The organism is bacterium, from assembly GCA_026708055.1.
In the GTDB taxonomy this organism is placed as follows: Bacteria; Actinomycetota; Acidimicrobiia; order Acidimicrobiales; family CATQHL01; genus VXNF01.
On record JAPOVS010000043.1, the window covers coordinates 102586 to 122627 of the forward strand.

The 20042-nt window shown below is 70.1% G+C and carries 18 protein-coding genes; 10 read left to right on the forward strand and 8 right to left on the reverse strand.

Annotated elements, in window-relative coordinates; genetic code table 11:
* Window positions 1–22: 22 nt before the first annotated feature.
* From OXG55_09390 to OXG55_09400, 3 genes are all read left to right on the forward strand, one after another.
* Window positions 23–229, forward strand: a complete 207-nt coding sequence (locus OXG55_09390; GenBank protein MCY4103458.1) for a ribbon-helix-helix domain-containing protein — start codon at window positions 23–25, stop codon at window positions 227–229.
* On the forward strand, window positions 226–576 hold the full coding sequence (locus tag OXG55_09395) for a type II toxin-antitoxin system PemK/MazF family toxin (protein ID MCY4103459.1): 351 nt from the start codon (window positions 226–228) through the stop codon (window positions 574–576). Before OXG55_09390 ends, OXG55_09395 begins: the two co-directional genes overlap by 4 nt.
* A 72-nt stretch (window positions 577–648) precedes the next feature.
* The gene (locus tag OXG55_09400) at window positions 649–3948 is read left to right on the forward strand and encodes a DUF499 domain-containing protein (GenBank protein MCY4103460.1); all 3300 of its coding nucleotides are present in this window, start codon (window positions 649–651) and stop codon (window positions 3946–3948) included.
* Window positions 3949–4226: 278 nt separating this feature from the next.
* Here OXG55_09400 and OXG55_09405 read toward each other — a convergent pair whose 3' ends face one another.
* Window positions 4227–5429 carry a YHYH protein gene (locus OXG55_09405; GenBank protein MCY4103461.1) on the reverse strand — a complete coding sequence of 401 codons (1203 nt, stop codon included), beginning with the start codon at window positions 5427–5429 and terminating at the stop codon, window positions 4227–4229.
* A 269-nt stretch (window positions 5430–5698) separates the two neighbouring features.
* On the opposite strand from OXG55_09405, the gene OXG55_09410 reads away from it, so the two are divergent.
* The gene (locus OXG55_09410) at window positions 5699–7471 is read left to right on the forward strand and encodes a CocE/NonD family hydrolase (GenBank protein ID MCY4103462.1); all 1773 of its coding nucleotides are present in this window, start codon (window positions 5699–5701) and stop codon (window positions 7469–7471) included.
* Between the two features lie 206 nt (window positions 7472–7677).
* On the opposite strand, the gene OXG55_09415 is transcribed toward OXG55_09410, so the two are convergent.
* A complete protein-coding gene (locus OXG55_09415) occupies window positions 7678–8472 on the reverse strand; it encodes a glucose 1-dehydrogenase (GenBank protein ID MCY4103463.1) in 795 nt (264 codons plus the stop codon).
* Between the two features lie 206 nt (window positions 8473–8678).
* Between OXG55_09415 and OXG55_09420 the strand changes: the two genes are divergently transcribed.
* Window positions 8679–8990: a hypothetical protein gene (locus OXG55_09420; protein ID MCY4103464.1), complete on the forward strand. Its 312-nt coding sequence runs from the start codon at window positions 8679–8681 to the stop codon at window positions 8988–8990.
* A 127-nt stretch (window positions 8991–9117) separates the two neighbouring features.
* On the opposite strand, the gene OXG55_09425 is transcribed toward OXG55_09420, so the two are convergent.
* On the reverse strand, window positions 9118–9783 hold the full coding sequence (locus OXG55_09425; GenBank protein MCY4103465.1) for a class II aldolase/adducin family protein: 666 nt from the start codon (window positions 9781–9783) through the stop codon (window positions 9118–9120).
* 256 nt (window positions 9784–10039) lie between these two features.
* Between OXG55_09425 and OXG55_09430 the strand changes: the two genes are divergently transcribed.
* Window positions 10040–10567 carry a Uma2 family endonuclease gene (locus OXG55_09430; protein ID MCY4103466.1) on the forward strand — a complete coding sequence of 176 codons (528 nt, stop codon included), beginning with the start codon at window positions 10040–10042 and terminating at the stop codon, window positions 10565–10567.
* Window positions 10568–10672: 105 nt separating this feature from the next.
* Here the strand turns inward: OXG55_09430 and OXG55_09435 are convergent, their stop codons facing one another.
* Window positions 10673–11044, reverse strand: coding sequence for a VOC family protein (locus tag OXG55_09435; protein MCY4103467.1), 372 nt, complete (start codon window positions 11042–11044; stop codon window positions 10673–10675).
* 117 nt (window positions 11045–11161) lie between these two features.
* Window positions 11162–12346: an acyl-CoA/acyl-ACP dehydrogenase gene (locus tag OXG55_09440; GenBank protein MCY4103468.1), complete on the reverse strand. Its 1185-nt coding sequence runs from the start codon at window positions 12344–12346 to the stop codon at window positions 11162–11164.
* A 259-nt stretch (window positions 12347–12605) separates the two neighbouring features.
* On the opposite strand from OXG55_09440, the gene OXG55_09445 reads away from it, so the two are divergent.
* Window positions 12606–14543, forward strand: a complete 1938-nt coding sequence (locus OXG55_09445) for a von Willebrand factor type A domain-containing protein (GenBank protein ID MCY4103469.1) — start codon at window positions 12606–12608, stop codon at window positions 14541–14543.
* Window positions 14544–14581: 38 nt separating this feature from the next.
* On the opposite strand, the gene OXG55_09450 is transcribed toward OXG55_09445, so the two are convergent.
* Window positions 14582–16342, reverse strand: coding sequence for a dihydroxy-acid dehydratase (locus OXG55_09450; GenBank protein MCY4103470.1), 1761 nt, complete (start codon window positions 16340–16342; stop codon window positions 14582–14584).
* Between the two features lie 104 nt (window positions 16343–16446).
* On the opposite strand from OXG55_09450, the gene OXG55_09455 reads away from it, so the two are divergent.
* The 3 genes from OXG55_09455 (at window position 16447) to OXG55_09465 (ending at window position 18519) form a co-directional block, all read left to right on the forward strand.
* Window positions 16447–17214 (forward strand): SDR family NAD(P)-dependent oxidoreductase, encoded by a 768-nt coding sequence (locus tag OXG55_09455; GenBank protein MCY4103471.1) that lies wholly within the window; start codon window positions 16447–16449, stop codon window positions 17212–17214.
* A 61-nt stretch (window positions 17215–17275) separates the two neighbouring features.
* Window positions 17276–18040 carry a glucose 1-dehydrogenase gene (locus OXG55_09460; protein MCY4103472.1) on the forward strand — a complete coding sequence of 255 codons (765 nt, stop codon included), beginning with the start codon at window positions 17276–17278 and terminating at the stop codon, window positions 18038–18040.
* A gap of 56 nt (window positions 18041–18096) precedes the next feature.
* Window positions 18097–18519 carry a hypothetical protein gene (locus OXG55_09465; protein ID MCY4103473.1) on the forward strand — a complete coding sequence of 141 codons (423 nt, stop codon included), beginning with the start codon at window positions 18097–18099 and terminating at the stop codon, window positions 18517–18519.
* A gap of 46 nt (window positions 18520–18565) precedes the next feature.
* Here OXG55_09465 and OXG55_09470 read toward each other — a convergent pair whose 3' ends face one another.
* Window positions 18566–19003 carry a helix-turn-helix transcriptional regulator gene (locus OXG55_09470; protein ID MCY4103474.1) on the reverse strand — a complete coding sequence of 146 codons (438 nt, stop codon included), beginning with the start codon at window positions 19001–19003 and terminating at the stop codon, window positions 18566–18568.
* Window positions 19000–19680, reverse strand: coding sequence for a hypothetical protein (locus tag OXG55_09475; GenBank protein MCY4103475.1), 681 nt, complete (start codon window positions 19678–19680; stop codon window positions 19000–19002). The genes OXG55_09470 and OXG55_09475 overlap by 4 nt, the downstream gene beginning before the upstream one ends.
* Window positions 19681–20042 lie beyond the last annotated feature (362 nt).

Consider the following 20042-nt stretch of genomic DNA (forward strand, 5'->3'; position numbering starts at 1 on the left):
CGATGCTCACATGCGGATATGTGTGAGCCTTCCCCCAGATGACGTCGAGTTCCTCGACGACTACGCGCGAACGCAGGGGGCCGGATCCCGCTCTGCTGCGGTGCGCGAGGCGGTCGGCCTGCTCCGTTCCTCCGACCTGGTGTCGGCGTACAAGGAATCGTGGCAGGAATGGACCGACTCGGGCGAGGAGGTCTTGTGGGACGCGGCAGTCGGAGACGGAATCTCCTGATGCGTCGCGGCGAAATCCGGATCGTCGACTTCAACCCCGCCCTCGGGTCCGAGGCGAGCAAGCTTCGCCCGGCGATCGTGGTCAGCAACGACGACTCCAACCGAGCGGTTGAGCACTTGGGGCGAGGCGTCGTGACCGTCGTACCACTGACATCGAACGTCCGACGTGTCTATCCCTATCAGGTGTTCCTTGGTGCGTCGGAGACAGGTCTGCGTTCCGATTCCAAGGCTCAGGCTGAACTGGTGCGCTCGGTGGCGACCGAACGGGTCGGTCGGCGGCTCGGTGTCCTGCCCGTTGACCTATTGGATTCGCTCAACGAGGCTCTCCGGCTTCACTTGGCGCTCTGAGCGGGTGCTGTCGTAGGGGGCGGTCATAATGTCCGCGGCGCGGTCTCGCCCGCGCCGCAGGAGGTCTCCCGCATGGTGATGAGCAACAGCGAGCGCATCGGTCGGGCGCTCGACCTGGTGCGCGACGGGCTGGGCCCGGCCTGCGCGGCTGCCTGGGAGGGGTTCTACGGCCCCGACTGGCCCGGCGAGGTGAACAGGCGGCTGCACAGCCCGGCGGGCAACCCCAGCGCCGGTGATGTGTCGTTCGTGTTCAAGGGTGTGAAGGCCACGTGGGGCGAGGTGTTCGGCCACGGCTTCGGCCCGGCAGTCCGGTCGCTGGTCTTCGAGTTGGCCGAGGTGCGCAACCGTTGGGCGCATCAGGAGCCGTTCAGCAGCGACGACACCGCCCGCGCGCTGGATTCCATGGAGCGGGTGCTCGAAGCGTTCGGCGACACCGCAGAGCGTCACAGGATCCGGGAGCTGCGCCGCGGGCTGATGCGGCAGATGTTCGAGGAGGAGTCCCGCGCGGAGCGTCGTAGGACGGCGGCGAAGCCCACGGAGGGTCAACCTCAGGCGGGTCTGGTGCCGTGGCGGGAGATCGTCGCGCCTCACGCTGACGTGCGGGAGGGTCGTCTGGAGCAGGCGGAGTTCGCCGCCGACCTGTATGAGGTGGTGCAGGGCAGCGCCGACGCAGAGTACGGCGACCCGCGGGAGTTCTTCGCCCGCACCTACCTCACGCAGGGGTTGCGCGACCTCCTGTTGGGGGCGGCGCGGCGGCTATCGGGCGAGGGTGGCGACCCCGTGATCGAGTTGCAGACCAACTTCGGGGGCGGCAAGACCCACAGCATGATCGCCCTGTACCACCTGGCGTCACCGGCGGCGGCCAGCGACCTGCCCGGGGTTGGCGAACTGCTCAGCGAGGCGGGCGTGTCACTCCCGGAGCAGGTTGCGCGGGCAGTGCTGGTGGGCCACGTGATATCCCCGGGCGCGCCGCTGCCCGCCGAGGACGGCATCGAACTGCGCACCATGTGGGGCCACTTGGCCTACCAACTCGGGGGCCGGGACGGCTACGAGATGGTGCGCGCCGACGACGAGGCCGGAACCAACCCGGGTGCGGCGCTGCGGGAGTTGTTCGAGCGGTTCGGCCCGGCGGTGGTGCTGATCGACGAGTGGGTGGCCTACGCCCGCCAACTGCGCGACGGGCACATCGACGGAGCGGACACTGCCGGCGGCGATCGAGACGGCGGCAGCGGTGGGCGGCGCCTGCCCGGCGGCGATTTCGACACGCAGTTCACGTTCGCGCAGGCGCTGACCGAGGCGGCCGCGGCGGTGCCGAACGTGGTGGTGCTGATCACGGTGCCCGCGTCGGACATCGAGGTGGGGGGCGACCGGGGGCGCACGGCGTTGGAGCGGCTGAAGAACGTGGTGACGCGCACGGCGGCGCAGTGGCAGCCGGCGTCGCCGGATGAGTCGTTCGAGATCGTGCGGCGGCGGCTGTTCGATCCGGTCCCGCCGGAGCGGGCGAAGGTGCGTGACGGCGTGGTCCGGGCGTTCAGCGGGATGTACCGGGACGGGTCCGGCGAATTCCCGTCGGGCGTGGGCGAAGTCGACTACCGCAAACGGATGGAGTTGTCGTACCCGATCCATCCAGTGTTGTTCGACCGGCTCTTCGGCGACTGGTCGGCGCTGGACAAGTTCCAGCGCACCAGGGGCGTGCTGCGGCTGATGGCCCTGGCCATCTCGCAGCTCTGGCAGCGCGGCGACCAGTCATTGCTGATCATGCCCGCCAACCTGCCGATGGACTCCGGCACGCTCGTGAGTGAGATGAAGAAATACCTGGAGGAGGGCTGGGACCCGGTCATCAAGTCCGACGTGGACGGCCCGAACTCCCTGCCGCTGCGGATCGACAACGACACGCCGCACTTCGGGCGCCTGTCGGCCGCCCGGCGCGCCGCCCGCACGGTCTACATGGGCTCGGCGCCCCGGCCCGACGCCAAGCGGGGCGTGGACCTGCGCTCGGTGGTGCTGGGGTGCACCCAGCCCGGCGAGCCGCCCGGCCAGTTCGCCGACGCACTGAAGCGGCTGTCGGGCGAGGCGACGCACCTGTACGTGGACGGCAACCAGTACTGGTACTCCCTGCAGCCCAACGTCACCCGGATGGCCGCCGACCGGGCCGCGTCCAACTACACCGACCGCGACGCCGACGACGAAGCCAAACGGAGGCTCAATCGCCAGCGCGACCGGGGGAGCTTCGCCGCGGTGCAGGTGTTCGCCGATGCGCCCGGCGACGTGCCCGACAACGACGACGGCGTGCGACTGGTGGTCCTGGCGCCGGATGCCACCCACTCGACCGGTGACGAGAACTCGCCGGCGGTGGCGCTGGCGGAGCGGATCCTGGCGCAGCGCGAAGGCGGCCCGCGGTTGAACCGCAACATGCTGGTGTTCACGGCGGCGGCGGCGAACCGGCTCGGGGAACTGCGGGCGGCTGCCAGGTCGCACCTGGCGTGGTGCTCGATCGTCGACGACTCCGCATCGCTCGATCTGACAGCACACCAGGCGAGCCAGGCCCGGACCAAGCAGTCCGACACCTCCCAGCAGGTCGACGCCCTGATCGCCGAGACGTTCACCCAGGTGCTGATCCCCACGCAGAAGCCGGGCACCCCCGGCGTGGACTGGCAGACCGCCAGAGCGAGCACCGACGGCGACATCGGCGCCCGCGTGAGCCGCAAGCTCGCCAGCAGCGAAGAACTGATCGCCCGCCTCGGCGGCGTCCGAGTACGCATGGACGTCGACCGCTACGACCTCTGGTCCGGTCGGGGCGACATCTCCGTGCGGGAGCTGTGGCAGACCTACGCCCGCTACCCGTACATGGCCCGCCTGAGTTCCTTCGATGTCCTTACCCACGCCATCAGCGATGGCACCGCCAACATGAACTGGACGCAGGACACCTTCGCCTACGCCGAAGACCACGACGGTGAGAAGTGGGTGGGCATCCAGAAGGCGCAGCATGTCGCGGCGAGTCCCGGCGGGCTGCTCATCTACCCGGACTTCGTGCCGACGCCGGCGCCACCGGCGGACGAGGATGAGCCCAGCGCCGAGGGCGAAAACGGCGACGCAGGTGAGCTGGGCGGCGCCGATGCAACCCGACCAGAGGAACCAGGTCCGGCTACGCCCAGAGCCACGCAGTTCTACGCCCAGTTCGACCTCGACCCAGTCCGCGGAATCAAGCAGCTAGGCCAGATCCTCGAGCACGTCAGCGCTCGCCTCGGGTCCGACCTCGAACTCTCCCTCGAACTCCGAGCCAACAAGCCCGACGGATACGACGACGCCACCCAACGAATCGTCTCGGAGAACGCCACCAACCTCGGAGCAGAGGCAAGCGAGTTCGAGTAGGCGCCGGCGTCGGTCGCAGATGCTGGTCGGTGTGCTGATCGTTGGATTCCGGCCTGCGCCGGAATGACGTCGGGTGCGGGCGCCGGCGTCGGTTGGAGATGCTGGTCGGTGTGCTGGTCGTTGGATTCCGGCCTGCGCCGGAATGACGTCGGGTGCGGGCGCCGGCGTCGGTTGGAGATGCTGGTCGGTGTGCTGGTCGTTGGATTCCGGCCTGCGCCGGAATGACGTCGGGTGCGGGCGCCGGCGGTAGCGGGGTGGGGGAGTCGGCGTGGGGGCGGTCAATCGCAGACGGTGACGCGGGGGACGCAGAGAGCGGGCGGCCCGGGCGTTGGGCTCGGTGGCTCAGCAGGCTCGTCGATGGCCGGCGAAGCGGACGTGGCGGCACCTTCGGGGAGGCGGGGGCCGCCGGCGTGGGGGTCTCCGGGGCGCAGCTCGCCGCGGAACCAGGGGCCGACGATGTAGGGGAATACGTCGGTGAAGCTGCCGTCGCCGTTCTGGATGCGGGTGATGTGGTAGTGGTAGCCCAAGTCGTCGTGGGAATGGCCGTTGAAGGCGTCGAGGGCGTGCGGCGCCCCGTCGTCGAGGCTGATGTCGAACCAGTAGTCCTCGAAGAACGCGCCTGCGGGCACATCAGCGGTGTCGGGTCCCGGGGCGGGCGCCGGCACCGTGCCCGCGCCGGGGTCCAGCGGATGGGACAACAGGCACGTCCGGCGCCCGGCGTCAGCGCACCCTGTTGCCGATCCCACCGTGTCGTAGTCCCGGAGCCTCCAGGAGCTGCGCGCCAGGAGTTCCAGGTCGGCCCAGGGGCCGTGCACCGGGTAGCCGTCGGCGGCGAAGCCGTAGACGGGGGAGTGGCGGGCGCTGTCGTCGCCGAGGTGCAGCGCCAGGCACTCCGGGTAGACGTGCGGCGCCGACTCGTCGGCGGCGGGTCCGGCACAGGAGAACCCGTCGTCGCTCACCGCACCGGGCGCCACGTTGTGCCAGGCGCCCTCGCCGCGGTAGGACCCGCCGCCGCTCCAACCGAGGATGGGGGCGCCGGTCACCCACAGGCCGATCGGCGCCGGACCGGTGGCCACCGGCGCCGACGCGGGGGACGGTTCGAGGGGGAACAGGCCCGCGACGACGTCTCTTCCGCCCGCCTCGTCCGCCACCTTCACGGCTACGAGGGGACCGTCTCCCGCCCGCAGCACTTCCACGGCGGTGGCTCGTACCGCCACCTCGGTCGGCGCCGGTGGCTCGGGTGTGCCTTCCAGCGCTATGAAGTCGCTTGTGTCCGCGGGTTCGTGGTCCTCCAGCAGGTCGAAGTGGTGGTTCCGCCGCCACCACCGTTCGGGCGCCTCGACGCTCGCTGCGGGCAGGGCCTCGGCGGGAACGAGCCAGGCGGACAATAGGGGTCCGCCCGCCCCCCGCTCGCCGGTGCCGGGAGCCCCTGAGGCTGCCGCACAGCCGGCGCCTGCCAGCAGCCCGGCGACGGCGAACACTCGCGAGCCGCGAGCGCAAGAGTCACGGAACCGCAACAGCCGCTTCCTGCCCCGCCGCGAGGCCGGTACACGACCCTCCGATGGCGATGAGCCAGCCGGCCATGGCTCTCACGCTAGTGACCGGCGCCCCCGGATCGGCCCCGCTGCGGACTGATCCGGCGGTCGGACGCCACCCCGGCATCCCTCGGTCACGTGCCTGCGGCCGGGATGTCACCTGCTGCGAGGCGGGGATCTACACTCGCCGCCGGCTGACCGGAGGGAGCGGACCGATGACCGAGAGTGCTCTGCCTGCTGACGAACAGACCTTCAGCGAGGTGCGCGACGGGATGCGCGTCGACTGGGACGTGCCCATCCCGATGGACGACGGCCTGGTGCTGCGCGCCGACGTGTACCGGCCCGACGACGACGGGCGCTACCCGGTGCTGGCGTCCTACGGCCCCTACGCCAAGGGACTGGCGTTCCAGGAGGGTTATCCCAGCGCCTGGAACCGGATGGCCGAAGAGCATCCCGACGTGGTGGCCGGCTCCACGAACAAGTACCAGAACTGGGAGGTCTGCGACCCCGAGAAGTGGGTGCCCGACGGCTACGTGTGCCTGCGCATAGACGCCAGGGGCTGCGGCCGTTCGCCCGGCTACATCGACCACTTCTCGCCGCGTGAGACCCAGGACCTCTACGACTGCATCGAGTGGGCCGCGGTGCAACCCTGGAGCGACGGAAAGATCGGGCTCTCGGGGGTGTCGTACTACGCCATGAACCAGTGGTCTGTGGCTTCCCGGCAGCCGCCGCACCTCGTGGCCATGATCCCCTGGGAGGGCGCCGCGGAGTGGTACCGGGACTCCACCCACCACGGCGGCATCGTCAGCACGTTCTGGGACAACTGGTACGACATGCAGGTCAAGACCGTGCAACACGGCCTCGGCACCCGTGGTTCGACCAATCCCAACACGGGGGAGCTGGTATCGGGTCCGCCCACGCTCAGCGAGGAGGAACTCGCCGCCAATCGCTGCGCCTTCGGCGGCGACATCATCGAGCACGCCTTCGACGACGATTACCACGCCGACCGCTCACCGGTGTGGGACAAAGTGGTGGTGCCGTTCCTCTCCTCGGCCAACTGGGGTGGCCAGGGTCTGCACCCGCGAGGCAACTTCGAGGCCTACACCCGGTCGGCATCACCCCAACGCTGGCTGGAGGTGCACGGCATCGAGCACTGGACCGAGTACTACACCGACTACGGGGTGAGGTTGCAGAAGCGGTTCTTCGGGCACTTCCTGAAGGGAACCGACACGGGCTGGGAGAGCCAGCCGCGGGTGCTCCTGCAGGTGCGCCACATGGATCGCTTCGTCGAGCGGGCCGAGGAGGACTGGCCGATCCCGCGCACCGACTGGCGCCGGATGTACCTGCACGCCAACGGGCAACTGCGCGTCAATCCCTGCGCCAAGACCGAGACGCTCTCCTACGAGGCGACGGGCGACGGGCTGACCTTCCTGACCGCGCCGACGACCGAGGAGACGGAGATCACCGGCCCGCTGGCGGCGAAGCTGTTCGTCTCGTCGTCGACGGTCGATGCCGACCTGTTCGTCGTGTTCCGGGTATTCGACCCCGACGGTGACGAGGTGACCTTCATGGGGGCGGTCGATCCGCACACGCCGATCGCCCAGGGATGGCTGCGGGCGAGTCACCGCAAACTCGATCCCGAACTCTCGCTGCCGTGGCGGCCCTACCACACCCACGCCGAGGCGGATCACCAGCCGCTGGTCCCCGGTGAGATCTACGAGCTGGACATCGAGATCTGGCCCACGTGCATCGTCGTGCCGCCAGGCTACCGGATCGGCTTCAGCGTGCGCGGCCGGGACTACGAGTACGGCGGCGACACCTCGGGCCTCATGCTGTCCAACTTCAAGAACGAGCTACGAGGCTGCGGGCCGTTCCTGCACAACGACCCCCGCGACCGCCCGCCGGAGATCTTCGAGAACGAGGTGACCCTGCACTTCAGCCCCGAGCACCGCAACCACGTCCTGGTCCCGGTCATCCCGCCCGCGTGAGCGGGTCCGGACGGGGCCACCGGTGGCGAGCCCGGCTCTCGCCTGCGTCATCGATTCGGACTTCGCCCCCGGCGTCCCCACCCTCGCGCGAGTCTGGGAAAGTCCGGGCGTCGCTGCCGGTGGCGCTCCGGCGGCCTAGGAATGGCCGCCTGCGCTGGCCCCCGGGATCGTCACCCTCGAGCGGGGTCTTGCGGGCGCCGCTCCGCTCAGCCGGCTGCTTGGGAGCCGCCGTCGATGGGCACCACGGTGCCGGTCATGTAGGCGGCGTCGTCGCTGCAGAGGAACGCCGCCACCGCGGCCACCTCGTCCGGTCTGCAGTAGCGCGCCAGCGGTACCTGGGAGGCGATGATCTCCCGTACTGCGACTGGATCATCGGGGTTCATACCCTGCTCGATGCTTCGGATCATGCGAGTGTCCACGGGCGCCGGTGCCACCGCGTTGACGCGCACGTCGAGTGGGGCGAACTCGAGCGCCGCCGTCCTCGTGAGACCGATGACGGCGTGCTTGCTGGCGACGTAGGCGCCCATTGTCGCAAGCCCGACCGTGCCCAGCCGTGACGCCGTGTTGACGATCGCCCCGCCGCCTGAGGTCGCGATCGCCGGACCCGCGTGCTTGATGCCCAGCCAGACGCCGCGGACGTTGACGTCCATCACGTGGTCGAAGCCGTCGGCGGGGCAGTCGACCAGCGAAGCGATCGGACCCTCGACGCCCGCGTTGTTGAACAGGGCGTCCACTCTTCCGTGAGTATCGAGCGTCGCCGCCACGTAGGCGGCCACGTCGCCGTCGGAGCGGACGTCGGCGGTGACCGTCGTGACCTCCCCGCCTTCGGCGGCTACCGCGGCAGCCGTGGCCTGGAGGTCGCTGCTTGCCAAGTCCACCGCCACGACGCTGGCGCCCTCGGAAGCGAAGCGCCGCGCCGCCGCCCGACCGATGCCGCCGGCCGCCCCGGTGATGATGACGACCCGATCCTCGAACCGTCGAGCCTGACTGTCTCTGCCCATTGACAGATCGTAGTGATCGCGGGACCCATCGCCAGCCGGCCGTCAAAGAGATCGTTGGCGCGCGCGGACAAGGCAGTAGTGTGGCGCGAAGATGCCGCTCGGCCGGCTCTGGGGGCTGTGGAACCTCCACACCGTGGCCCGCACGCACAACGTGCCTGCGGCCGCCCGGGGACGACGGCAGGCGTCCATTCCGAGGAGGAGCGAACATGTCGGACGAAAGCGGCCCGGAATGGTGCGACGTCGGCATCGCGGTGATCAGTCGCACCAACGCGATCGGCGTCGCGGCGATGGCCCGGTTCAATGCCCTCGCGGTCGGCGCACTGAGTTGGATCAACGCGATGGGCGTTGTGACCTTCGGTGCCGTGAACTCGATGGGCCTCGTCGCGATCGGCGGCGTGAACTCGATCGGCCTCGTCTCCATCGGCGGGGTGAACTCGATCGGCCTCGTCGCCATCGGGGGAGTGAACTCGATGGGTCTCGTGGCCATCGGAGGCCTGAGCGTCACCAGCATGCTGTAACCGGTCTCGGGGCGCCGGCGCGTGTCGGCGCGGAATCCCGGCCGGTCGTGCGGTCCGCCGCGCCCGCGCGGCCGTCGTCCGGCGGCGTCCGGTTGCGGGCTCTCTCCGGCCGAGCCGTCCCGGCTCCTCAGCCGTCGCCGAAACGGGCTGCGAACCAGGCCTTGGCCCGCACCAGCTCGGGGGCGCTGCTGCCGAGGCGCTCCGGCCAGGCCCCCTCCGGCCGCTCCACCGGCCCGGCCTCCACGGCCACGCGGCAGCGCTCCTCCAGGTACCACAGGCGCGTGGCGGCCTCCAGCAGGTCCGCTCCGGTGGCCACGCCGCCGTTGGCCAGAAGCAGCATCGACTTGTTCCCGCCCAGCGTGGCCGCCATGCGGTCGCCCGACTCGAGCGTGGTGATGAGGGCCAGGTCGTGGTGGACGGGCACTGTCTCGCCGGCCAGGCCGCCCATGCCGTGCAGGAGCGGGACCGGTTCGCCGCGCACGCCCCAGGCCGCCATGGCCGCGCCGTGGCCGCGGCAGACGGCGCCGACGTCGGGGCGCGCCCGGTAGATCCCAGCGTGGATGACGATCTCCAGCGGCTTGCCCGCAGGCGCGTCGATCGCCTCGCCCTCATCGTCGACGGTGAGGATCTCCTCGGCGGTGTGCGCGAGCAGGGGTGACGTGGATGTCATCAGGAAGCCGCCGCCATCGAGCCGCGCCGAGGCGTGGCCGAACCCCTCCACCAACCGGGCGGCCGCCATCATCCGCGCCGTCGCCGACACCTCGGCCTTGAGTCGTTCAATCTCGGAGTTCATCGCCCGCTCCCTACGCCGTCGGACCGAGGCGAGACTCTATTCCGTCAAGACCTGACAATCTTGACGAACGATCGCCGCCATCGGCCGATTCTCGTCCAAGATCAAGATCTCCTGAACGTGCCGACCGGCGCGACCCGGCTCGGGTGCGGTACCCTGCAACCAATCAAGGTACCTCTGATACGCGGTTAGCCATGTAATTGGCTAGGATCCCCCATCCGGACACAACATGACTACAAATACAACGAACTTGCTGACAGTGGCCGAACTTTCAGTTCTCGACAGCCAGGGTGTGCGCGGTGAGTTGATCAGGGGGGTGCTTACCGAGATGACGCCGGCAGGGCAGGAACACGGCGAGATCGTCACGAATCTCGTTGCGGCGCTGTTCAATTTCGTCAAGCCCCGCAGGCTGGGCCGGTTGACGGCCTCCGATGCCGGCGTCTGGTTGGAGCGGGACCCCGACACCGTGCGCGAGCCGGACATCGCCTACTTCTCCGCGGAGCGGATGCCGCCGGGGGTCCGTGTGACCGGCTATTCCGAGATCTCGCCCGACCTCGTCGTGGAGGTCGCCTCGCCGGGTGACAGTCGCCGGGAAGTCCGTGACAAGGCGCGGATGTGGCTGAGCCACGGCGTGCGCCTGGTGTGGGTGGTGGATCCCGACAACCGCACGGTGGATGTGCACCGCCCAGGCAACCCGGTCGTAGCGCTCGCCGCCGGCGACGCCTTGGACGGCATGGACGTACTCCCTGGCTTCTCCTGCCCCGTTAGCACCGTCTTCGACACATAGCCGCACCCTCACGCCGCAATCGAGCGGAGGGGAATCAAGGGTCTGCCGCTCAACTCTTGATCCGTCGTCCGCTGGTGGAGCGCGCCATCGGGGCGCGGGCGCCTCTCAGTAGCGGGTGATCTCGATCATGTTGCCCCACGGGTCGCGGAAGAAGATCTGCCGGTCGGCGGCCGGCGAGTTGGGCAACTCCCACCACTCCACGTCCGCCTCGGTGAGTTCGTCGGTCATCTCCTCGAGGTCGTCGACGAGGAACGCCAAGTGCCCATCGTTGGGTCGCAACTCGGCAGCGTCGTTCCGCGTGAAGCCGCCGGTCGTGAGATGGACCGGTGTGCCACCGGCGTCGAACCAGGCGCCCGGGAACCCGAAGTCGGGTCGGGGCAATGGCTCCAATCCCAGCAGGTCACCGTAGAACCACACTGCCTTTTCGATGTCGCCCACGCAGAGGCTGCCGTGATCCAACTTCGTCAGCTTCGCCATGATGACCTCCTTGTTCGGATCGTGCTTGTTCGGATCGTGCCGTTCGTGCTGTGCGTTTGCTCGGTGGTGATTGTCCCGCCGGGCGTTGCCGGCTCGTGGCGCTCGGCGGCCGCCGGTCTACTCGAACTCGATCGTCTTCGCCGGGAGACCGAGGGCGAGCTTGCCGACCGTCTCCAGGCAACGCTCGTTGGACGGCGGCATGACGAGGCCGGCCATGGCGTCGCGGAGGTAGCGCTCCATCGGGATGGAGCGGGCGAGGCCGCGGCCGCCCAGCAGGCGCATCCCCGAAGTCGTGATGGAGTGCGCGGCCTCGGTGGCGAGGTACTTGGCCTGGTTCAGCACGTAGGTCAGGGCCTCCGTGTCGAGCTCGCCGCTGAGGTACCCCAAAGTGTCGCGGGCACGGCGAGCGGCCTCCAGCTGCATGGACAGCTTGCCGATCTCCTGCCACGTGAAGGGATCCTCGCTCCGGGGCGGGCTGCCGTCCGAGCGGGGCGCCCGCATGGTGTTGACGCAGTACTCGAACGCCGCCTCCGCGATGCCGATGTACACGGCGGTGTACCCCACCGACCAGATGCTCATGTTCTGGCCCAGGATCCCCCCGACCTCGCCGACCACGTCCTCGGGTTCGATGCGGACGTTCCGGAAATCGATCGAGTTGGAGGCTGTGCCGCGCATCCCCAGGGTGTCCCAGTCATCGAGGATCGTGATGCCCTCGCGCCCGGCGGGGATGAGCACCGTCAGCAGGCCGTCGGCGAGGCTCTCGGCGCCCTCCAGGAAACTCCACGTGAAGTAGTAGGTGGCGCCGGTGGAGAGCGAGCAGAAGATCTTCCGCCCGGTCAGGCGGTAGCCGTCGCCGTCGCGCTCGATGTGGGTGCGGACCCGGCCCTTGTGGCGGAACGAGATGCCGGGCTCGCTGGTGATGGAGGAGAACACGGCGCCGTCGGTCACCACCTCGCCGAAGTAGCGCTCCTGCTGGGCCGGCGTGGCGATCTGGCGGAGGAAGAACAGGATCGCCGAGTGCATGTTGAACGTCAGACCCGTGCTGGCGCAGCCCTGGGCGATCTTCGACAGGACCGTGGCGTAGGTGAACGAGTCCGCCCCGATGCCGCCGAAACTCTCGGGCACCATCAGCGCCAGCAGGCCGCTGGCGCGTAGATCGTCGTAGTTCTCGAACGGGAACCGGTTCTCCCCGTCGACCATGGCGGCCCGGGGGCCGAAGGCGTCGCGGCTCAGCTCCTCGGCGATGTCCACCCACTTGCGGTGGCGCTCGGGCACCTTGAACGGGGACACCTTGGGTTCCATGCCCCAATCCTAACGATGGCCGGCGCGGCCTTGCCCCGGCCTCCCCTCCCCGGTTGTCGGTCTGTCCGGTGGGAGCAGCCGGTGGGCGTCGGCGGGAGCGTCTGGCGAAATCGCTCCGCCGGCCGTCCCCCCGGCGTCCCCTCCCTCGGTTCTCTGCGGCTATCTCTCTCCGATGGCGGGTCGGGAACTTTCTTCCTCACCGCGACGTCTGAGTAGCAATCGAACGCGCAGAGCGCGCGCAGAGCAAGGAGGGAAGATCATGCAACAGCTCGACACGAAGCCACGGATACGAGCCCGACTCCGGACCGTCGCCGGCGCTGCTGTCGTGGCGGCTCTGCTGGCGACGGCCTGCGGTTCGGGCGCGGACGAGACCTCGGCCGCGCCCCCACCCGCCGCCTCGCCTGCGCCCGAACCGGCCGCCCCGGCGCCTCGGCGAAGCCTCTCGGACTCTCCGCCGCCGGCTCCCCCGCCTGCTGCCGACTTCGAGGTGCACGCGGAGCCTCCGCCGCCGGCCACGGTGGCTGTGCAGGCGCTCCCACCCCCGGCGGAGCCTGCGCCGGCGCCTCCGCCGCCGGCGATCGTCCTACCAGTGGAAGCGCTGGAGGAGGCGGAGGCTGCCGCCGCTCCGGCGCAGGCGGAGGGTGCGCTGGCCCAGGCTCAGGCGGCCGCCGACGTCGCCCGCGGCCAGCCCGCCCCGCCGCCCGCACCGGAGTCCGCGCCGGCGCGGACCCGGGCGTCGGAGGAATCGGCCTGGGGCTCGGTCGAGCCGACCCGGCCGGGCGAGTGTTGGGGGTGCTCGTCCAACATCTTCCGGGACTACGGCGTGAACCCGTTCGTGGACACGCTCCGCGATCCGCTCTCCACCTTCGCCCTCGATGTGGACACCGCCTCCTACGTGGTGACGCGCAACCATCTGGATGGCGGCGTGCTGCCCCCGATGGAGGCCGTGCGAGTGGAGGAGTTCGTCAACTATTTCGACGGCGGCTACGAGCCGGAGTGGGACGAGTTCGCCATCCACATGGAGGCGGCCCCCTCGCCGTTCTCCCGCGACGGCTACGTGCTGCTGCGCGTCGGCGTGCGTGCGCCCGATGTCCTCGCCGACGTCGTCATCCCCGACAGCGTCATCGTGGTCATGGACCGGTCGGGCTCCATGGGCGAGCAGGCCGGCTACGGCGGGGAATGGCTCGATCGGATCCAACTGGCACACGAGGCCGTGGACCTGCTGCTGGACGGCCTGCCGGACGGCACCCGCGTCGGCATCGTGTCCTACGACGACCGGGTCGCCACCGTGGTCGAACCCACCGGCGTGGCCGGCAACCGGGACCGCATCATGCGGCGGGTCCGTGACGAGGTCTACCCCCGAGGCAGCACCAACGCCGGGGCCGGCCTGGAGCGCGGTTTCGACCTGGCCGTGGACGAGGCCCGCCGGGGACTTGAGGTGCTGGTGATGCTGCTCTCCGACGGTGTCGCCAACGTGGGCGCCACCCGCACCGACCAGATCCTCCGGGACATCGGCGACCGCGGCGACATCGGCCTGACCACCATCGGCGTGGGCCTCGGGCCGTTCAACGACGTGCTCATGGAGCAACTGGCCAACTCCGCCGACGGCACCTACCACTACATCGACAGCACCCACGAGGCGCGGCGCATCTTCGGCTCCAACATCGTGAGCCTGCTGGCGCTGGCGGCCCGCGACGCCAAGATCCAGGTGGAGTTCAACCCCGACACCGTGATCTCGTACCGGCTCCTGGGCTTCGAGAACCGCGACGTGGCCGATGAGGACTTCCGTGACAACACTGTGGACGCCGGCGAGGTGGGTCTCGGGCAGAGTTCCACGGCCCTCTACGAGTTGGAGCTGGCGGGACGCTCCCGGGACAGGAGCAGCCGGGACTGGCTGGCCACCGCCACCCTGCGCTACCAGCGGCCCCGCCGGGGCTCGATCACCGAAATCGAACAGAGCGTCACGGGCGCCGAGATCGCCCGCTCGTTCGCCTCGGCAAGCCCCCACTTCCGCTTGGCTGCCGTGGCGGCGGAGTTCGCCGAGGTGCTGCGCCGCAGCCCGTTCGTGGAGCACCGGGACGCCGACATGGCCGTGCTGGTGAACGAGGCCTGGTATGCCTCCGACGACCTGCGCCGCGACCGGGACGCCGAGGAACTGGCCCAGCTGATCGAGGACGCCCGCCGCCTCAGCCGCTAGCTGACAACCCGAGAGGTTGTCACACCTAGCCGCCCACCTCACCAGCCACTGATCCAGCCCTCCAGGAGTCCGTACGGCTCGGTGCCGTCCTCCCCGGGTCGGTGGCGGAGCACGTCGAAGTCGGCGCCGGCGTCGGCCTGCAGGACGTGCTCGAGGTAGATGCTGCCGTAGCCGCGCCGGAAGGGCGGTTCGGGCAGTGGCCGTGCGTCCAGCCGCCGTGCCACCTCAGCCGGCTCGACGCACAGGTCGAGGCGCCTCGCCGCGTTGTCCAGCACGATCTCGTCGCCGTCGTTGACGGCGTGCAGCGGTCCGCCGACGGCGCTCTCGGGGGCGACGTGCAGCACGACGGTTCCGTAGCCCGTGCCGCTCATCCGGGCATCGGAGATGCGGACCATGTCGGTGACGCCCTGTTCCAGCATCTTGCGGGGGATCGGCAGCATGCCCCATTCGGGCATCCCCGGCGCGCCCTTCGGTCCGGCGCCTCGAAGCACCAGGATGCTGCCGGCCTCCACAGGCAGGTCCGGGTCGTCGATACGGGCGAGCAGGTCGTCGATGCCGTCGAAGACGACGGCGGGCCCGCGGTGCTGCAGCAGTGCCGCCGATGCGGCGCCGGCCTTGATGACCGCCCCATCCGGCGCCAGCGTGCCGTGCAGCACGGCCAGCCCGCCCGACGGCAGCAGCGGTTCGTCCAGGGGCCGGAGCACGTCCCGGTCCCAGACCTCGGCTCCGGCGATGTTCTCGCCCAGCGTCCGGCCCGTGACCGTGAGGGCGTCCAGATGCAGCAACGGCGCCAACTCGCTCAGCAGCGCCGGGACGCCACCCGCCCGCTGCAGATCCTCGAACAGGTGCTCGCCTGCGGGCTGGATGTTGGTCAGCACCGGGGTCCGCGCCGCGATGCCGTCGAACCGCTCGAGGGGCAGTTCGATCCCGAGCCGCCCGGCGAGGGCGATGAGGTGCAGGACGGCGTTCGTGGAGCCGGCCACCGCGGCGAGCACCGTCACGGCGTTCTCCAGGGCCTCGAGCGTCAGGACGGTCGCCGGGCGGAGCCCCTCGCGGGCGATCTCGACGGCCCGGCGCCCGGTGTCCTCGGCGAGTGAGCCGCGGCGCGCGTCGGCTGCCGGCACCGCCGCCGAACCGGGCAATGACATACCTAACGCCTCGGTGAGAGTGGCCATCGTGGAGGCGGTGCCCATCTCGCTGCAGTGGCCCACGCCAGGCCGTGTCGCAGCCTCCAACTCGGCGTACTCGGTCTCGGACATCCGTCCGGCCCGAAGATCGTCGGTGTAGCGCCAGATGTCGGTACCGGCGCCGATGCGCTGCCCCCGGAAGTTTCCCGGTTGCATCGGCCCGCCGGTGAGTGAGATCGCCGGCACGCCGGCGCTCGCGGCGCCCATGAGTTGCGCCGGGACCGTCTTGTCGCACCCGCCGACGAGCACGACCGCGTCGAGGGGGCTGGAGCGGATCATCTCCTCGATGTCCATCGACATGAGGTTCCGGTAGAGCATCGTCGTCGGCTTCATGAGCATCTCGCTGAGCGAGATGGTGGGGAACTCCAGAGGCAGTCCCCCGGCCTGATGCACGCCGCGCTTGACCCCTTCGACCAGCGCCCCGAAATGGAGGTTGCAGTTGACCAACTCCGAATGGGAGTTGGCGATGCCGATGACAGGGCGTCCCGAGATGGACGCCTCCGACAGCCCCTCCGAGCGCAGCGCCGTGCGGTGCAGGAACCCGAACAGGTCCCGGGGTGCGAACCAGCGGGCGCTGCGCAGCGAGACGGGCACTTCACGGCTGGCGGCCATCGCCGGCTCACGCTAGAACATTCCGGACCATCGGAATCCGTCGGCGGCGAGGGGTGTCGGTGGTTCGACGGTGTTGCCGGCGGACCGGCGGGGGAGATGAACCCATGGGTGATCAGCGGCTCGAGGGACGGCGTTGCCTGGTGACGGGAGCGGTCGGCGGCCAGGGCGCCGCGGTCAGCCGGCGGTTCGCCGCCGAGGGCGCGTCGCTCGCCCTGACCGATCTGGACGACGAGCGCGTGCAGGCGCTCGCCGCGGAGCTGCGTGACGGTGGGGCGACCGCGGTGGGAGTGGCGGCCGATGTGACCGACGAGGCGCAGGTGGCGAGCGTCGTGGCTGCGGCGGTCGATGCGCTGGGCGGGCTGGACGTGCTCTACAACAACGCCGGCGTTCTGCTCACCGACGCCGACCGCCCCAGCGAGGATCTCGAGCGCAGCACCTGGGACCAGGTTCTGGCCATCAACGCCACGGGCGTGTTCCTGTTCTGCAAGCACGCCCTGCCGCACCTGCTGGAGGCGGCACCCGGCTCGGTGATCCTGAACGTCGGATCGGTGGCCTCGTACCGGGGCGACGCCCATTTCCACGCCTACGCCGCCAGCAAGGGCGCGTTGCTGGCCTACACCGTCTCGCTGGCGCAGAACTACGGCCCGCGCGGCCTGCGGGCGAACATCATCTGCCCGGGGTTCGTGGAGACCCCGATGGTCTCGACGTTCCTGGAGGATCCCGAGTTGGTCGCCTCGGTCACGGGTGTCACCGCCCTGCGCCGCATGGGCAAGCCGGCGGAGATCGCCGCCTACGCCGCCTTCCTGGCCTCGACCGAAGCCGCCTACGTGACCGACTCGGTCGTCACCATCCACGGGGGCCTCGCCAAGTGAGCCCTCGCCGGGCGCGTTGCGGTTCGATCCGTCGCCGGGGCGACGGGGGAGGAGGATCCTGATGGCCAGGCTCGACGGCAGTGTCAGCATCGTGACCGGTGCCGGGCGCGGTATCGGTCACGCCATCGCCACACGGTTCGGCGCCGAGGGAGCGGTCGTCGTGGCCGCCAACCGGAACGAGAGTGAGGGCGAGGCCGTCGTCGCCGAGATCGTCGCCGCCGGGGGCGAGGCCGCTTTCGTCCGGACGGATGTCCGAGTGCTCGAGGATTGCGAGCGGCTCGTGTCCGAGACCGAGTCCCGCTACGGGCGGATCGACGTGCTCTGCAACAACGCCGGCGTCGGGATCCTGCGCACGGTGGAGGAGACCTCTCTCGACGACTACGACTACATCATGGACACCAACGTGCGGGGTGCCTTCTGGTTGACGAAGCACGCCGTCGGGGGCATGGTTCGGCGCGGTTCGGGCTCGATCATCAACCTGGCCTCGGTGGCCAGCTTCGTGGGCTTCGAGAACGACGCCGCCTACTGCGCCTCCAAAGGGGCGCTGCTGATGTTGACCCGGCAGGTCGCTCTCGAGTATGCGGCCGATGGTGTGCGGGTGAACGCCATCTGCCCCGGTTTCATCGAGACGCCGGAGATGCACCACTACTGCGAGCAGCAGCCCGACCCCGAAGCGGCACGTGCCGCCTGCGACGCCGCCCACCCCATGGGTCGAGTCGGCCGGCCCGACGAGGTCGCCGCCGCGGCGGTCTTCCTCGCCTCCGACGAGTCCTCCTTCGTGACCGGTGCCTCACTCGTCGTCGACGGCGGCCTGCTGATCCGCTGACCTCCGCAGCGCCTCAGCCCGGGAGCGGCACGACGGGCAGCACGCCCGGCATCTCGATGAAGCCCGCCAGCCGTTGCACCCGCTCGGTCCACCGCCAAGCGGAGTTGGGCGACCCCATCGACTACCTGTCGCTCGACGAGGTCGCCCGCTGGCTCGCCGCCCTGCCCACTCGCTGCACCCTCTCGCACTACCGCGGCCGCCAAGGCCGCGAGATCGACCTCATACTCGAAGCGAGCGATGGCCATTTGGCCGCCGTCGAAGTCAAGGCCACCACCTCCCCCGCCCTCGAACACCTCGACAACCTTCGCTGGCTCCGCGACAGACTCGACGGCGCCGACCCCGGCGCCTTCCGGACCGGCATCCTGCTCCACACCGGAGCCCACTCCGCCACCCTTGACGACCGGCTCCACCTGCGCCCCGTCAACACCCTCTGGTCCGGACAGTGCGGCAAGCTCTCGTGGCGGACACCTATTCGCTGACGCTCTGACGACAAGGCCCGCTGAGCCACGGCGTGAGCCGACCGCTCTACCTTGAGTCCGCTGCGCGCTCGATGCGCATCAGCAGCGCTGCCGAGGGGGTGACCTTGCCGTTCAGATACGTGCTGAGCCGTGACGCGCTGGTGCCCACCGATGCCGCGAATTCGGCATTGGTCGTTCCGGCCCGCTCGACGGCGGCTCGGACGCGGGCCACCACAGCGGCCCGGTCGGCGCGCTCGGCCTCCTTGCGGGCATGCCGGATCGCCGACGCGAAGAGCGTGCTGACGCCGTCGGGGTCGCGGTAGCCGAGGTAGCGCTCGACCCGCCGGGCCACGGGCCCCCACGGCGACCGCCGGATCTCCGCGAAGATGGGTCGCCAATCGGGGACCAGGCCGCGGTCGATCGCGGTCACCAGCGCCTCGTAGGGCCAAGTCCCCACGTCGTCGCCTGCCTCTGCGTCGACGTTGCGGAACCGGAGTCCGCTCATGCCGCACCGCTCAACCGCAGAGCCAACGTCTGGCACACCTCCACCACGTCGGACCAGCGGTGCCACCGCGGTTCGAGGCCCTTGTAGCGGGGCAGTTCGTCGATCACGTCGGTGTCGCGCGGCGACGGCTCGGCGAGCGCGATCACCAGCGAGGTCAGGACCGACGCCGGATCGTCGGACCGGTCGGCGTAGTAGTCGTCGATGTCTCCGAGCACGCCGACGGCCGCATCCTCGCCGATGTGCTCGACGAGCGCGACGACGTCGAGGAAGTCGCGCACCACGTTGCGCTGCACGACCAGGAAGGCCTTGACCCGCAAGGCTTCCGCCTCTGTCGGCACCACGACGACGGCGCCGGGGCCGACCGCGGCCTCGACCGTTTCGAGCGGGCGAGTCCGACGCATCTGGCGAAGCCCGGCCTCGATCCCGTCGAGGCTCCCCATAATGGTGAACGGCGGCTTCGAGGCGCGGACCGACGTCGCCCACCCCTCAGTCGCTTCCACCGCCTCCAGGACCGCCTCGTACCGGTCTACCAGATCGGCGAGAACGTGGTCGTGGTCGAGCGAGTCACGATGCCCGGCGTGCAGCGCCGCGGCCGATCCTCCCACCAGGACCGCATCGGGGACGACCGACTGCAGGCGCGCCGCCGACTCCATCACCCGCCGCAGTCTCGGGCTCATCCCGCTCACGCCGCTTATCATAACCGATAAGCAGCAACCGGAGTCGAGGCGATGTGTGGCTCGTCGACTTCGGTGCGGCTCCCGAGGGCTGTGCAGTTCCAGCTCGCCGTTCCGTCGGATCAGCTCCTCGTAGCGTGGAGTGGGAGGTGGCTGGTGCCGCGTCGCGGCGGTCGGTAGAGTGGTGGCAATGCAGCATGCGCCGATCGCCCGAGTTCTGCGGTGCCCCGAGGTTGAGCGGGAGGCGCTCGCCGGCGGCACTGGCAGGGCTGACGTGAACCTGCGGGGGGGGGGGGGTCCTTCGCTGCGTCGTGGTGACGGGTAGGTTCGTGGGCGGGATCAGCCGGCGCCTCGCGGGCCGCCTC